This window comes from Streptomyces sp. H39-S7, from assembly GCF_027158205.1.
Taxonomy (GTDB): Bacteria; Actinomycetota; Actinomycetes; order Streptomycetales; family Streptomycetaceae; genus Actinacidiphila.
The window spans coordinates 15,382-29,592 of the sequence record NZ_JAPVLU010000070.1 but is presented as its reverse complement, the minus strand read 5'-3'; the positions used below and the strand labels follow the sequence as shown (position 1 = coordinate 29,592).

13 protein-coding genes and 1 pseudogene are annotated in these 14,211 nt (G+C 69.5%); 6 read left to right on the top strand and 8 right to left on the bottom strand.

Annotated elements, in window-relative coordinates; translation table 11 throughout:
• The coding region (locus O3X23_RS39335; protein ID WP_269278619.1) for an ABATE domain-containing protein at positions 1-229 on the bottom strand (229 nt) is incomplete at its 3' end.
• A 106-nt stretch (positions 230-335) separates the two neighbouring features.
• On the opposite strand from O3X23_RS39335, the gene O3X23_RS39330 reads away from it, so the two are divergent.
• Positions 336-1,193: an SDR family NAD(P)-dependent oxidoreductase gene (locus tag O3X23_RS39330; RefSeq protein ID WP_269278616.1), complete on the top strand. Its 858-nt coding sequence runs from the start codon at positions 336-338 to the stop codon at positions 1,191-1,193.
• A gap of 20 nt (positions 1,194-1,213) precedes the next feature.
• Here O3X23_RS39330 and O3X23_RS39325 read toward each other — a convergent pair whose 3' ends face one another.
• Positions 1,214-1,348, bottom strand: coding sequence for a hypothetical protein (locus O3X23_RS39325; RefSeq protein WP_443048115.1), 135 nt, complete (start codon positions 1,346-1,348; stop codon positions 1,214-1,216).
• 365 nt (positions 1,349-1,713) lie between these two features.
• Positions 1,714-3,318, bottom strand: a complete 1,605-nt coding sequence (locus O3X23_RS39320) for a glycoside hydrolase family 13 protein (protein WP_269278613.1) — start codon at positions 3,316-3,318, stop codon at positions 1,714-1,716.
• Positions 3,319-3,793: 475 nt separating this feature from the next.
• Between O3X23_RS39320 and O3X23_RS39315 the strand changes: the two genes are divergently transcribed.
• The gene (locus O3X23_RS39315) at positions 3,794-5,803 is read left to right on the top strand and encodes a glycosyl hydrolase (protein ID WP_269278611.1); all 2,010 of its coding nucleotides are present in this window, start codon (positions 3,794-3,796) and stop codon (positions 5,801-5,803) included.
• Between the two features lie 104 nt (positions 5,804-5,907).
• Positions 5,908-6,024, top strand: a pseudogene (locus O3X23_RS44065) (dihydrofolate reductase family protein); the annotation flags it as partial.
• A 283-nt stretch (positions 6,025-6,307) separates the two neighbouring features.
• Here the strand turns inward: O3X23_RS44065 and O3X23_RS39310 are convergent.
• The gene (locus O3X23_RS39310) at positions 6,308-6,754 is read right to left on the bottom strand and encodes a MarR family winged helix-turn-helix transcriptional regulator (protein WP_269278608.1); all 447 of its coding nucleotides are present in this window, start codon (positions 6,752-6,754) and stop codon (positions 6,308-6,310) included.
• 108 nt (positions 6,755-6,862) lie between these two features.
• On the opposite strand from O3X23_RS39310, the gene O3X23_RS39305 reads away from it, so the two are divergent.
• A complete protein-coding gene (locus O3X23_RS39305; RefSeq protein WP_269278606.1) occupies positions 6,863-7,792 on the top strand; it encodes an alpha/beta hydrolase in 930 nt (309 codons plus the stop codon).
• Positions 7,793-8,333: 541 nt separating this feature from the next.
• On the opposite strand, the gene O3X23_RS39300 is transcribed toward O3X23_RS39305, so the two are convergent.
• Positions 8,334-8,912 (bottom strand): TetR/AcrR family transcriptional regulator, encoded by a 579-nt coding sequence (locus tag O3X23_RS39300; RefSeq protein WP_269278604.1) that lies wholly within the window; start codon positions 8,910-8,912, stop codon positions 8,334-8,336.
• Positions 8,913-8,989: 77 nt separating this feature from the next.
• On the opposite strand from O3X23_RS39300, the gene O3X23_RS39295 reads away from it, so the two are divergent.
• Positions 8,990-9,850: an NmrA family NAD(P)-binding protein gene (locus tag O3X23_RS39295; RefSeq protein ID WP_269278601.1), complete on the top strand. Its 861-nt coding sequence runs from the start codon at positions 8,990-8,992 to the stop codon at positions 9,848-9,850.
• A 196-nt stretch (positions 9,851-10,046) separates the two neighbouring features.
• Positions 10,047-10,826, top strand: coding sequence for a DUF429 domain-containing protein (locus tag O3X23_RS39290; protein WP_269278599.1), 780 nt, complete (start codon positions 10,047-10,049; stop codon positions 10,824-10,826).
• Between the two features lie 432 nt (positions 10,827-11,258).
• Here the strand turns inward: O3X23_RS39290 and O3X23_RS39285 are convergent, their stop codons facing one another.
• From O3X23_RS39285 to O3X23_RS39275, 3 genes are read right to left on the bottom strand one after another with little or no spacing between them, the layout of a single operon-like run.
• Positions 11,259-12,140, bottom strand: a complete 882-nt coding sequence (locus tag O3X23_RS39285; RefSeq protein WP_269278597.1) for an ABC transporter permease — start codon at positions 12,138-12,140, stop codon at positions 11,259-11,261.
• The gene (locus tag O3X23_RS39280; protein WP_269278595.1) at positions 12,137-13,063 is read right to left on the bottom strand and encodes an ABC transporter permease; all 927 of its coding nucleotides are present in this window, start codon (positions 13,061-13,063) and stop codon (positions 12,137-12,139) included. The genes O3X23_RS39285 and O3X23_RS39280 overlap by 4 nt, the downstream gene beginning before the upstream one ends.
• Positions 13,060-14,202 (bottom strand): ABC transporter ATP-binding protein, encoded by a 1,143-nt coding sequence (locus tag O3X23_RS39275; protein ID WP_269278592.1) that lies wholly within the window; start codon positions 14,200-14,202, stop codon positions 13,060-13,062. The genes O3X23_RS39280 and O3X23_RS39275 overlap by 4 nt, the downstream gene beginning before the upstream one ends.
• Positions 14,203-14,211: the final 9 nt, after the last annotated feature.

Here is a 14,211-nt window from a genome sequence, read left to right as displayed (position 1 = left end):
GCACGACGACCAGAGCGTCCCTCAGTTCACGCGCGGCGGCGGCATCCGCGTCCGTGACGAGCGACGCGCTGTCGACCAGATCCTCCTGCCGCAGCCACTGCGCAAAGGCCGCGCCGTCGAGGAGCTGTTCCCGGCTACCGTCGATTGCACGGGTGTTGACGAACGTGAGGACAACCTCGGCCGCCGCCGAAGGGCTCAGCGTCGTCGTCCCACTCGAGTCCATGGCCATGGGCCCCACTGTACTCGAAGGAGGAGAGGTGCCAGATCCGATGGCCATAGACAGCAGGTCTACATCGGGCTTGATAGTTATGAGCTAGATGCCTATGGTCATCACCATGACAGCTGACGGAAACACCACGAACCCTGCCCGTGTCTGGTTCATCACCGGCGCTTCCCAGGGCCTCGGCCACGCACTCGCGATCGCCGCCCTCGACCGTGGCGACCGCGTCGCGGCCACCGCTCGCCGGGCGCAGTCGGTCGCCGAGCTCGCCGACCGCTACCCCGGCCAGGTCATCGCGCTCGAACTCGACGTCCGCGACGAAGGCGCGGCCCGTCGTGCCGTCGAGCGGACCCTCGGCGCCTTCGGGCGCATCGACGTGGTCGCCAACATCGCGGGATACGGACTGTTCGGCGCGGTCGAGGAGGCAACGGACGCACAGGCCAGGGCTATTTTCGACACCAACGTCTTCGGCCCGCTGAACGTGCTGCGTGCGACGTTGCCGGTCCTGCGCCGGCAGCGATCGGGCCACGTACTCCAGGGATCCTCGCTCTACGGGCAGTCGGCGCACCCGGGTGTCGGGTTGCTCGCCGCCAGCAAGTACGCACTCGAAGGGCTCTCCGACGCTCTGGCGGCCGAACTCGCCCCCCTGGACATCAAGCTCACCCTGATCGAGCCGGGCTACATGGGCACAGGCTTCCTGTCCCATCTGGCCTTCACCGAACCCGTCCCCGACTACGACCGGACCGTGCGCGCAGTTCAGAGCTCACTCGGTGAGCTGCCCCCCGACGCGTTCGCCGATCCCGCCCGCGTCGCCGCAGCCGTTCTCACCGCCGTGGACGCCAAGCAGCCGCCCCTGCGGCTGGCGTTGGGGCGCGCGGCCGAGGACGGCCTTCGCGGCGCCCTCACCGCACGCCTGCGTGAGTTGGACGACTGGGCCGACGTCACCCGAGCCGTGGACGCCGGCCACTCCTAGGAGTTGCGGGATCACATGCGTCACGCCCGCTTCTGGTGGCGCGTCAGGACATCGCGCAGGTCAAGAGCCTTGGGGGCGAGGACGTCGATGCCCTCGTGCAGGTATCGGTAGCCGGTGGCCTGGGGGATTCCGGCGGCGCGGGCCAGGCGGCGCACGCACCCGGCTCACGGAATCAGCGGAGCACGAGCACCGCCGCCTGCCGGAAACGGACCCAGTGCTCTACCGCGGCGCGGGGTTCCCAAGCGACGCCGGCATGCGGCAAGCAGACGAGCGAGGTGTTCCACGACCTGGTTCGGAACATCGAGCGTGGCAACGAAGGTGACTCACGTGGAGCTCCTGAGGATCTCGACCCGCGTCCGGGTGACCGCCCGGCGTTGTTCAGCGACGGCATGCAGGACCATGAAGCGGCAGCCGTCGACCTGCCGGGTCTGCCGGTGGGTGTGGTTACCTCCGCGTCGACCCCCGTGGCTCCCGGGCTCGTGTCCCGGATGTCCAGGGGCGGATGCCCTGCTGCGCGTGCTCAGCGCAGCCACACGGAGGTGTCCGGCGGCAGCGTGCCCTCATCAAGGGGGCCGGAGACCAACAGGAGGTCCGTGTGCGCCGGCAGCGGAACGTTGTGGTCCGAGAGATTCGCCAGAACGCGCACGCCCCCGCGGTCGAAGGCCAGAACGCCCGGCCCGGCGTCCAGCCAGGCGAACTCCGTCGAGTGCAGGGCAGGTTCGGAGCGGCGCCGGAGCAGGGCTCGCCGGTAGAACTCCAGCATCGAGTCCGGGTCGCCTGCCTGCGCGGCCACACTGTACGCGGCGAAGGCGGCGGGCTGCGGCAACCAGGGCACGGCGGCGCTGTCCTGCGCGTCGCCCCAGGGAAGGGGGATCCGGCAGCCGTCGCGCCCCAGGTCGGTGCCGCCGGACTGGGCGAAGGTGGGGTCCTGCCGCAGGTGGTCCGGAATGTCCTCCACCTCCCACAGGCCCAGTTCGTCTCCCTGGTACACGTACACGCAGCCGGGCAGTGCCATCGTCAGCAGTGCCGCGGCCCGGGACCGCTGGGTGCCGAGGGCGAGGTCGACGGGGACGCCGTGGACCCGTCGACCGTCCAGAGCGTACGAGGTGTCGGTGCGTCCGTAGCGGGTGACGTGGCGGGTGGTGTCGTGGTTGGACAGGACCCAGGTCGCAGTGGCGCCGACCGGTGCGTGTGCGGCGAGCGTGGCGTCGATGACCCGGCGCAGGGCTCCCTCCTCCCAGGGGCTCTGCAGCAGCGGGAAGTTGAAGGCGGTGTGCAGTTCGTCCGGGCGCAGGTAACGGGCGAATCGCTCCGGGTTGGCGGTCCACACCTCTCCGACGAGGACGGCGTCACGTCCGTAGGAATCGAGGATCTTGCGCCACTCCCGGTAGATCTCATGGACCCCGGCCTGGTCGTCCCAGGGCCGGGGACCGCCGACGGGGAGGGTGGCGACGTCGGGCAGGGCCGGGTCCTTGACCAGGTTGTCGGCCACGTCGATGCGGAAGCCGTCCACCCCCCGGTCGAGCCAGAACCGCAGCACGGACTCGAACTCGGCGCGGACCTCGGTGTTCTCCCAGTTGAAGTCGGGCTGCTCAGGAGCGAAGCGGTGCAGGTACCACTCGCCGGGGGTGCCGTCCGGCTCGGTGATCCGGCGCCATCCTGCGCCGCCGAAATTGGACTGCCAGTCGTTGGGTGGGAGATCGCCGACCTCGCCGCAGCCCGGGCGGAACCAGAAGCGGTCGCGCTCGGGCGAGCCGGGACCGGCGGCCAGCGCCTGCTGGAACCAGGGGTGCCGGTCCGAGCAGTGGTTGGGCACGATGTCGACGATGACCCGGATGCCGGCGGCGTGGGCCTCCTCGATCAGCGCCTCGGCCTCGGCCAGCGTGCCGAAGAGCGGGTCGATGTCGCGGTAATCGGCGACGTCGTACCCGCCGTCAGCCATGGGGGAGGGGTACCAGGGGCTGATCCATATCGCGTCCACGCCCAGCCCGCGCAGGTGGTCCAGCCGTGCTCTGATTCCGACGATGTCGCCGGTGCCGTCGCCGTTCCCGTCGGCGAAGCTGCGTGGGTAGATCTGGTAGATGGCCGCGGAGCGCCACCAGGCACCGCTCTCAGTGACAGGCATGCGCCTGAACCTACGGCCGGGGTTGGACCGCGTCAATGATCCTATCGATCGAATAATGATCGTATGAAATATGTCAACCAAACGATCGAAAGATTCAAGTCGAGGCATGGTTCGTCTTCGATCACCGCCGAGGGCGGCTCGGGGGACCCAACGGTGCGCTGCGGTGGATCCACGGGCCAGGGCGGACCGGGCATGCAGGTCCTGGAGGAGTTCGTGCTGCCGATCGCCGACGGCGGTGACGGCAGGGTGGCGCGCCGAGCGCCCACCCGACGTGCCGGGCCGAGGCTCTCCTCGGATCGCGGAACACCCCCATGCCCCCTCTCCTGCGGGTCGCTTGGCGGACTGCTTGACGGATGGATGTCGTCCTGGCTATATGGGAGCGCTCCCATAGCGGAGTCGCGCCCTCCCAACGAAGCACGAGGAGGCATCTTTGTCCCCCCACCCAACACCTCAGCGCAGATTATGCGGACTACTGGTGTCCGGCGCGCTGGCGCTGTCGGCGGCGGCGATCCAGCAGCCCGCTCATGCGCAGGCCGCGGACCCTCCGGCCACCCAGGCGTACCAGGCCGAGGACGGTGTACTGAACGGCGTCGCCGTCGGCACGTCGGTCCCCGGCTTCCAGGGCACCGGCTACGTCGAGGGCTTCGACCAGGCCGGCGACAGCGTGACGATCACCGTGCCGGACCATCCCGGCGGCCTGTACACGCTGTCGGTGCACTACGCCGGCCCCTACGGCGACAAGAAGGCCAATCTTCTGGTCAACGATGCCGGCGTGGGCGAGATATCGCTGCCGGGCACCGATGGGTTCTCCGACGTGGCGGCAGGCAACGTGCTGCTCAAGAGCGGCGCCAACACCGTGACCATCAGTAACGACTGGGGCTGGTACCTGATCGACTCGATCTCGCTCGCACCGGCACCGCCGCGCCCGCCACATGCCGCCACCGGCGAGCTGAGCGACCCTCAGGCCACGCCGGAGGCCACGTCGATGGCCAAGTACCTGGCCGCCAACTACGGCAAGGGCATTCTCAGCGGTCAGCAGGACGCTGCCCACGAACAGTGGCTGGAGAACGCCACTGGCAAGGCCCCGGCGATCGAGGGCCTGGACCTGATGGACTACTCGCCGAGCCGGGTGGAGCGTGGCACGGTCGGACACGACACCGACAACGCCCTCGCCTGGGACGCTCGGGGCGGCATGGTGAGTCTGTGCTGGCACTGGAATGCCCCCAGCGGCCTCATCGACCAGCCCGGCAAGGAGTGGTGGCGCGGTTTCTACACCGATGCCACGACCTTCGACGTGGCCGCGGCCCTCGCCGATCCCTCAGGCGCGGACTACCAGCTGCTGCTGCGCGACATCGACGCCATCGCCGTCCAGCTCCGGCGCCTGCAGGACGCGGGCGTGCCCGTGCTGTGGCGGCCGCTGCACGAGGCCGAGGGCGGCTGGTTCTGGTGGGGGGCCAAGGGCCCCGGCCCGGCCAAGGCGCTGTACCGGCTGATGCACGAGCGGCTCACGACGGTGGACGGCATCCACAACCTGATCTGGGTGTGGAACTCGGTCGACCCGGACTGGTACCCCGGCGCCGACGTCGTCGACCTGGTCAGCGCGGACTCCTACCCCACGGCAGGCGACCACGGTCCGGTCGCGGTCACCTACGACCGGGAGCTGTCGCTGACCGGCGACACGAAGGTGGCCGCGCTGTCGGAGGTGGGCACCATCCCTGACCCGGACCTGCTGCGCGCCTACCAGGCCGACTGGTCCTACTTCGTGGCCTGGGGCGGTTCCGAGCAGGACGGCACCAGCAACTCCCTCGACTTCCTCCAACGGGTCTACGACGATCCGTACGTCATCACGCTCGACGAGTTGGGGGACTTCAAGCACACCGGCGGCGGAGGGAGCGACACCAGGGCCCCCGCCGCACCGACCGGCCTGACGGGCACGGCGACCTCCTCCACCGTTCACCTGTCCTGGACCGCCTCGATCGACAACGTCGGCGTCACCGGCTACGACGTCTACCGCGACGGAACCCGGGTCGGTGGCACCACCAGCGACACCACCTATCTCGACACCGGTCTGACCGCCGCCACCGCCTACGGCTACACGATCAAGGCCCACGACGCCGCGGGCAACCTCTCCACTGCTTCTGCCCCTTTCGGCGTCACCACCGCCAGTACCACCGGGCCGGGCGACGAGGGCTGCACCGCGACCTACGCCACCACCAACTCCTGGGGCTCCGGCTTCACCGCCGACGTCACCGTTCGAGCCGGCACGAAAGCCATCACCTCGTGGACGGTGACCTGGACCTACGCCGGAAACCAGAAGATCACCAGCGCCTGGAACGGCACTGTCGTCCAGTCGGGGGCGTCCGTGACCGCCGGCAACATGCCCTACAACGGCTCGCTGTCCGCCGGCGACAGCAGGTCCTTCGGCTTCCTCGGCACCTTCAGCGGCACCAGCACCCCTCCGACGCTCCTCTGCACCGCGAACTGATCCCGGACCTGTCGCCGCCTCGTCGCCAGGAGACGCCGCAGACCTTCTGGCGACGAGCTCCCGGTGCGCTCCCCTCGTCTGCCCGGCGACGAAGGGAGCGCACCGTGCGCAAGACCATCTTTTGCACGTTGCCTGCGCTGGACGGCATACGCAGGGCGCCGGGCGGCCCGGACGAGGACGCTCACGGCGGATTCGCGCACGGCGGCCGGCACAAGGCGGTGCACCGTCCCTCCTCATGCGTCCCGCGCTCACCGGCGCGACCCGAGAACTCCTCGCCAGTCGCCCGCGCCCGCGAAGACTCGATCGCCCGGCGCGGGATCGCGCGCCCCTGCTACAGCCCGGCAACCCGTCGGCGAAGCTCCCGGTTCTCCGCCTCGGCCGCCCTCTCGGCCGGTGCCGGCCGCGCGGGAGTCACACCGGCTGTCGTGTCCGGGGACGCCGCACGAGTTCAGCGCCGCAGCGTCTCCGTGCTCACTCCCGGGTCGGCGGCGACCACGGCGAGCGTCATCCCGGCTGGCCGTGGGAGCCCGACTCGAGGGTCGCGCGCAGGGTGGCCAAGGTGGCGGCGATGCGGGTCAGGTCGTCGGGGGGAACAGTCGCGGTCAGTGAGGTGAGCTCGCCGTCGACGACGGGGCGAGCGGCGGCCAACTGCTGGTCGCCCTCGGATGTGAGGTGAAGGACGGACGAGCGGCGGTCCTGGGGGTTTGCGGAGCGCAGGCACCAGCCCGCGGCCACCAGTCGGTCGACCGCCTTGCTGACAGCCCCCACCGTGATCGCCAATTCACCGACGATGTCGAGCACGCGGCACCCCGGCACGCGGTCGATGATCTCCAGCAGCTCGAACTGTCCGAGCCCCAGGCCTTGTTCGGCGCGCAGCCGGGCACTCACCGCGTTATAGAGCCGGGTCTCGACGCGGACCAGGTCGGTGAAGATCGAGGTGATGTAGCTCACATTATCTCCAATAGATTCCAAGGAATCAACTTCCTGAGAATATGGTTGGGACCAGACAGATGGATTCCCGAGAATCCATTCTCGCATCCCGACCCATGGAGGCTTCACATGTCCCGACAGCAGCGCGACGCCCTGGACGCCACGCTCCGTTCCATCCCTCGCAGTGAGACACCGCCCACTCTCGAAGAACTGCGCACCGGTTTCATCGCGGCGGTCACCCGCCCTGTGCCGGAGGGCGTGCTCGCCCGCAGGACCGTCCTGGGCGGGCGGCCGACCCTGGAGCTGGAGCCGGCCGGAACATCCGGCCGCGGCCGGCTGCTGTACCTGCATGGCGGCGGCTACGTCATCGGCTCCCCGGACACGCACGCAGGGATGGTCGGTGAACTGGCCCGCCGCGCCGGGCTGCGCGCGACGTCGGTGGACTACCGGCTGGCGCCCGAGCACGCCTTCCCCGCTGCCGTCGACGACGGGCTCGCGGCCTACCGCGAGCTGCTGGCCTCGGGCACCGACCCACGGGATCTCGTCGTCGCCGGTGACTCCGCCGGTGGCGGATTGAGCATCGCCACGCTGGTCGCCGCCCGGGAGGCAGGGCTGCCGCAGCCGGCCGCCCTGGTCGTTTTCTCCCCCTGGGTCGACCTGACCCTCGCCGGAGGGAGCATCCGTTCGAGGGAGAGCGCCGACCCCATTTTCACCGGGGCTGACCTTCGCGCCTATGTCGATCTCTACGTCGGCGCCGGCGACAGGGCGCATTCCCTGGCCAGCCCGGTGTTCGCCGACCTCACCGGACTGCCTCCACTCCTCGTGCAGGTCGGGGCAAACGAGGTGCTCCTCGACGACTCGATCCGGCTGGCCGGCCGTGCGGGCGCCGACGGTGTCGAGGTCACGCTCGAAGTCGGACCCGGTCTCCCGCACGTCTTCCAGCACCACTACGGGCGCCTTGACGAGGCGGACGCCGCACTCGATCGCGCCGCCCGCTTCCTCGTCGCTCACCTGGGCGCTGCTCACCGGGACGCCGACCGCCTCCAACCGATCCACTGACGGACAGCGCCGGCCTCCCTGCCCGACGGCGGCGGCCGCAGTCGGGGCGAACGCCACCTGGAACGCCACCTCCTGGAACAGGTCGGCCAGACACCCAAGGGGCACGCGACGGGTGCTGCGTGAGCGGAGCGCCGGGGGCAAGAGCGCGGCCGAGCGGCCGGCTCGTAGCGGCACACCGCGTCGAGGTCGTCCACGGGCGGCGTTCCGCCTGTACTGAGGGCGATGCAGCCCGAGGGCGCGGTTACGAGGTCCCGGCCGCGTTCGGGACGACAGCGGGTCGTCGAAGCGACCGCGGTTCCGGCCCGGACCGTCGGTTGCATGATCGGTGATCGCCAAGGGTGACGTCGGTGTTTCCTCGGCGGGGCGGTCTTCGCCGTGGACATGGTGGGCACCACGCTGCCGACACCTGGCCCGTGCAGACCTGCACGGCGACGGGACGGGCCGCCCAGGGCTCGCTCGACTGCTGTCCGTCGACGTCGTCTCCCTCGGTGAATGCCCCGTTGCGCGGTCCGTGGCCACCGCTGACTGGCGCCCCTGCCCCTCAACGGCCTTTGCTTTCGGGGCGTAGGCCATTGACCAGCAAACCCAGCAAGCGCTCGGCTGCATCTTCCGGTACCTGCTCGCGCATCCAAGCGGCCGCGTTCATCAGGGCGTGCACGTCCGCCGCCGTGACATCGCCGCGGACGGCGCCCGCTTCGCGTGCGGCGCTCAGCAGCGACTCCGTGATCGCGGCCATCCGCCCGCACGCCTCATGCAGTTCCGACGCCTGGTCGTCGAGGCCCTCCATCAGCAGTGCGGCAAGCCCCCGGTACGCCGCCGCGTGCACCGCGACGGCACCCATCCACTGCGCGAGGGCGTCCAACGCTGAAACTCGCCCCGGTAGTTCGCCGCCCAACGTGAAGAGCGCCGCGTGTCGCTCGCGTAGCAGGGCCGCACACAGTGCCCGCCGGTTCGGGAAGTGCCCGTACAGGGTTCCGATCGCGACTCCGGCCTGGCGGGCGATCCCTTCCAGTGACGCCCCTGTGCCCTGCTCGCGCAACGCCCCGTCGGCGGCCGCCAGGATGTGCTCGCGGTTCCGCTGCGCGTCGGCGCGCGGTCGACGCGTTCGAGTGCCGCTCATTCATTCGCCCCTTGCCAAGTTGAGGGTACCTCGACTTACTATTACGAGGATCCCTCACTTTAGACGAAGGACTCCCAATGATCTTGGTAACCGGAGCCACCGGATCCATCGGCAAGCATCTGGTTCAGCGGCTCCAGGAACTCCAGGCCCCGTTCAAAGCACTCGTCCGGGACGCCGGTAAGGGGCGTTCGCTCAACTGCCCCTACGTCGTCGGCGACTTCGACGACTCCGACTCGATGGCCGCAGCGTTCGTCGACGTCGACCAGATCCTGCTGAACGGCGCGGGCGCGGCCCCTACCTCCGACGGGGGACCGCAGCCCATGATCGCCCAGCAGAAGGCCGTCATCGACACGGCCGGTCGCGTCGGTGTGGAGAGGATCGTCAAGGTGTCGGTCTGGCACGCTCGCCAGGGCGGCAAACTCGCGGAAGGTGCGCACTGGGACATTGAGCAGCACCTGAAGACGTCAGGCATCGAGTGGGTACTCCTTCAGCCCAGCGGTTTCATGCAGAACTTCATCACCGGAGCGTTCAACGACGACGGGAGCCTCATCGCCCCGGCGACCGACGCGCCGGTCTCGTACGTCGACTGCTACGACATCGCCGCCAGCGCGGCCGTCCTGCTGACCGAATCCCTGGGTGCGGGCCGGGCTTTCGTCCTGACCGGTCCGGAACCACTCACGATGGCCGAGATCGCCGGGCATCTTTCCGGTGTCCTCGACAAGCCCGTCAAGGTCATCGGCTTGAGCCGCGAGGACATGGCGGTACGACTCACGGCGCAGGGCGTTCCCGCACGATTCGCCGCCGACGTCGCCGACCTCTGGGCCGACGTCGGGACCGGTTCTCTGGCGGCGACAACGCAGGAGGTCAAGAACCTGACAGGTCGCGAACCGCGGACCTTCGCCGAGTTCCTGACCGCAAACCGGGCCGCTTTCCGCTGATGCGCAAGCCGCCGGGCGCTGCTGCACCCATTGCGCGGAGCCCGCGCCGCCTATCCCTTCAAGGCGCTTGAATTCGACAAGCCCCACGCTCTCCGAGGACCGGACCGCCGACGAACTCGTCGCCCTCGGTCACGCCTTGGAAGCTGTGCCGCAGCCAAGAGACCGCGCGCATGCAGGACCTGCCAGCATGGGCGCCATGCGCACGGTGGGGATCGATCTGTCAGCCGACCGCTCGAAGACGGCGATGTCGGTGGTGGAGTGGACGGACGGGATGGCCGCGGTCGGGCCACCCGCACTCAAATGCACGGATGACGCGCTGGTCGGCGAGCTCTCAGGGCTGCGTCCCGGCGACCAGGCAGGAGTCGACACGCCGTTCGGGTGGCCGGCTGAGTTCGTGCGCGCCGTCGGGGCGCACCTGGCCGAGGAACCGTGGCCGGGCCACGGCCAGGACAGCGAGCGCTACCGGAAGGACCGTCTGCGATACCGACGGACGGACCGGATCGTGGGCGACCAGATCTACCCGGTCAAGCCCCCGCTTGCGGCTCCGTTCGACCGGATCGGCGCCATGGTGGCGCGGTGGGCCCATCTGGAGGACGAGCTCAACCGCCGCGGTCCTCGCGTCGACCGGTCGGGACGTGGGCCGATCGCCGAGGTGTATCCAAAGGCGTCCCGGCACCGCTGGGGCCTTCTCGGCAGCCCCCGACGGATGGAGGACCTGTTTGCTGCCGCACCCTGGCTGCGGTGCGATGCGCCCACGGCGCGCGCCTATGACGCGAGCGAGCATGCTTTCGACGCGCTGGTGTGCGCGTTGACAGCGCGTGCGGTGGCATGTGGCCTGACCGTGCGCCCCGACGCGACGGAACTGGACGACGCGCGGATCGAGGGCTGGATCCACCTGCCGGTGCCGGGGTCGTTGGCGCTGCTGCCGCACCGCGGAGACCTCGATCCAGTACGGCCTTCAGCACAGGTCGGATGAGGCGGGGAGGGGACGGGATGCGCGGGCCCAGCGTTGTCAGCCGGACCGCCGCCGACCGGAAGGCCAAGGTCGCCGAGCGGCCCGCGAGATGGTGGGCCTTGTCCGACCGAGGGCGACGCCCAGGCGGCGGCGGACTGGCTCGTGGACCGGCTCTCCCGACAAGATCCGTTCCGGCGTTCTCGGCAGGGGTGTGGCCACCACCTCCGGCGGGTGATTCCCGGCGTCACCTCGGTGGCGGCTCCGGTGTTCCCCGCCGGCGAGTCACTGCCGCTGTCACCCTCGTCATGCCGACGCGTGGCACCACAGCGGAGTTGCTCGTCGTCCTCTCGGCGGATCTGCTGCGTGCGACGCGGTCGATGTCCGAGGAACTGGGGCACGCACCACACCGCGACGACGGGTGATGCGCGTGCCGCCCCGGCCGACGCGGAGGGGTCAGTCCGTGGAGCGGGCCACCAGTTGGGTGGGGTTGACGAACCTGAGGGCGATGAGGAGCAGGACGGTCATGGATGCGGTGTAGATGACGGCCATCGCGTCGATGGACTGGGGGGTGCGGATGCCGGCGGAGAAGGCAGCGGAGAACAGGGAGACGATGAGGGTCTGGCTGTCGGGCCCGGAAGTGAGGAAGGTCAGTTCGAACATGCCGAAGGTGCGGACGGTGACCAGAATTCCCGCGGCGAGCATCCCGGGCAGGAGAAGAGGAGCCAGGATGCGGAAGAACACCGCGCGGGTCGACGCCCCGCACATACGGGCCGCGGCTTCGAGCTGGGGGTCGATCTGCTCGATGAAGGGCGTCATGGTGAAGACGACGAAGGGGATGGAGGGGACCAGGTTGGCGATCACTACGCCGGTGAGGGTTCCGGCCAGGTGGAACTTGTAGAGGACGGTGGCCAGGGGAATGCCGTAGGCGATCGGTGGTACGAGGATCGGAAGGACGAACAGGACGAGCACCGCCCGTTTGCCCGGGAAGTCCCGACGCGCGAGGGCGTAGGAGGCCGGCACGGCAAGTGCGAGGGACAGGACCACGACGAGGAAGGTGACCTCCACGGTGACCCACATGACCTGGCCGAGATTGAACTCCGTCCACGCCTGCTGGTAGGCGGAGAGGGTGTAGTCGTGCGGCAGCCACCCTTTGAACCAGGTTGTGCCGAAGGAGTTCAGGACGACGGAGCCGAGGACGCCGAGCAGGTTCACGAAGAAGAACGCGAGGGCCGTCCAGACGAGCCAGGTTCCGGGGCGAAGAGTGATGCTTCGGCGTGAGGTCCGGTGGCCGGCACGCGGTGCGCCGGTGGCCGCTGTTGTCGGAGTGACGGTCATCCCTTGCCTCCGGTCGAACCGCGGTACAGACGGGAGCGCAGTCCCATGGCGATCGCGATGACGGCGAGCATCAGCGCGGTCATCACCATGGCGACGGCGCAGCCCTGGGAGTAGTCGAAGCGTTCCAGGGCTGCCTCGTAGGCTTCGATGGAAATGACGTGGGTCGTGCCGTCGGGGTCGCCGACCATCATCGCGGAGGGGAACACCGCGAAGGCCAGCACGAAGGTCAGGCAGAAGGTCGTCATCAGCCCGGGGAGCAGCAGCGGGAAGGTGATGTGGCGGAAGCGCTGTTTCCAGTCCGCGCCGAGGGTGGCGGCGGCGCGTTCGAGACCCGGGTGGATTCCGGAGAGGTAGGAGTGAGTGAGCAGGAAGGCGAAGGGGAAGCCGCTGATGATCAGCGAGAGCAGCACGCCCCAGTAGTTGTAGGTGAGTTGCACGGGGGAGTCGGTGAGCCGCAGCAGGTGCAGGGTCTGGTTGAACCAGCCGACGGGGCCGAAGAACTCGAGGATGCCTTCGGCGGTCAGCACGGTGCCCAGGGTGATCGGGACGACGAGCAGGGCGAGGAGCAGTCGTTTGCCGCGGAAGTCGCGGCGCATCTGGTAGGAGAGGGGTACGGATGCTCCGACGTTGATGAGCGCGGCGGGCAGGGCGAGTTTGAAGGTGGTGGCGATGGAGCCGGCCGCGAAGGAGTTGTTGAAGAAGGCGCGGTAGGAGCCGAGAAGGCCGCCCTTGGCGGGTTGGAAGGACAGCTGGAGGCCGTAGAGGAAGGGGTAGCAGAAGAGCGCGAGGACGGCGAGCAGGCCGGGGATGAGCAGCAGCAGGGTGCGGTCGACGCCGCGTTCGGCCAGTCGGTGGCGCAGGGCGGTGCGCTCTGATGAGAGTGCTGGGGCGGGTGGCTGGGTGCGAGGGGCAGCGGCGCTCACGCGATGGACTCTTGTGGCTGCCGGGGGAAGACCATGGCCCGGTCGGCGGGAACGGTGAGGCAAACGGCGTCGTCCGGGCGAAGGTGGGCGGTGGTAGTGAAGTGGACGCGGTCGCCGTGCCGGGTGAGGCCTTCCACGTGGAACTGGCGGCCGTGGTACTCGACGATTTCAGCGATCGCTTCGATGTTCCCTGTGCCGGGATCCTCGGCCGGGTGGAGGTCTTCGGGACGGATGGCGACGATGACCTGATCGCCCGTGGCCAAGAGATGGTTGGCGACCGCAGTGCCGCGCAGTTCCAGTCCGCGCCCGCGGGTGAGCGTTCCTCGGGCGTCGGCCGACGCTACTTCCAGATGGAGCAGGTTGCGGTAGCCCATGAACGAGGCGACGTGTGGGTTGGCGGGGTGCTCGTACAGGTCGGCGGGTGTGCCGATCTGGCTGACCCGGCCTTCGTGCAGGACGACGAGGCGGTCGGCGAGTGACAGGGCCTCCTCCTGGTCGTGGGTGACGTATACGGTGGTGAGGCCGAATTCCTGGTGGATGCGGCGGATCTCGGAGCGCATTTCCAGGCGCAGGGCCGCGTCCAGGTTGGACAGGGGCTCGTCCATCAGGACCAGTGGTGGTTCCAGGACGATGGCGCGGGCGATGGCGACGCGTTGTTGTTGGCCTCCGGACAGTTGTCCGGGGTGCTTGCGGGCCTGTTCGGTGAGCTTGACCAGGCGCAGTACCTCGTCGACCCGGCGGTTGATCTCTGCCTTGGGGGTTCTGCGCATGCGCAGGCCGAAGGCGATGTTGGCCCGGGCACTGAGGTGCGGGAAGAGCGCGTAGTTCTGGAAGACCATGCCGAAGCCGCGCTTCTCGGGCGGCAGGGTGTCGATGCGCCGTCCGTCCAGGGTGATCTGACCGCCGGTGAGCGGCAGCAGGCCCGCGAGGCAGTTCAAAGCGGTGGTCTTGCCGCTGCCGGAGGGCCCGAGCAGCGCGACGAACTCGCCGCCGTGCAGGGTCAGGTCGAGCGGATGGAGCGCGGTGTGCGCGCCGTAGTCCCGGGTGACGCCTCGCAGGCGGAGTTCGTGCAGTTGGGAGTCGGGGTGGGTGGCGTCCGGCGGGGGCGAAGGCGGCGGGCCGGAGGCGGTGGGGTCCACTGCGGGAAC

Excerpts from the sequence above, each read along its gene's own strand:
- O3X23_RS39330 (WP_269278616.1), top strand. The coding sequence starts at position 336 with ATGACAGCTGACGGAAACACCACGAACCCTGCCCGTGTCTGGTTCATC.
- O3X23_RS39320 (WP_269278613.1), bottom strand. The coding sequence starts at position 3,318 with ATGCCTGTCACTGAGAGCGGTGCCTGGTGGCGCTCCGCGGCCATCTAC.
- O3X23_RS39305 (WP_269278606.1), top strand. The coding sequence starts at position 6,863 with ATGTCCCGACAGCAGCGCGACGCCCTGGACGCCACGCTCCGTTCCATC.
- O3X23_RS39300 (WP_269278604.1), bottom strand. The coding sequence starts at position 8,912 with ATGAGCGGCACTCGAACGCGTCGACCGCGCGCCGACGCGCAGCGGAAC.
- O3X23_RS39295 (WP_269278601.1), top strand. The coding sequence starts at position 8,990 with ATGATCTTGGTAACCGGAGCCACCGGATCCATCGGCAAGCATCTGGTT.
- O3X23_RS39290 (WP_269278599.1), top strand. The coding sequence starts at position 10,047 with ATGCGCACGGTGGGGATCGATCTGTCAGCCGACCGCTCGAAGACGGCG.
- O3X23_RS39285 (WP_269278597.1), bottom strand. The coding sequence starts at position 12,140 with ATGACCGTCACTCCGACAACAGCGGCCACCGGCGCACCGCGTGCCGGC.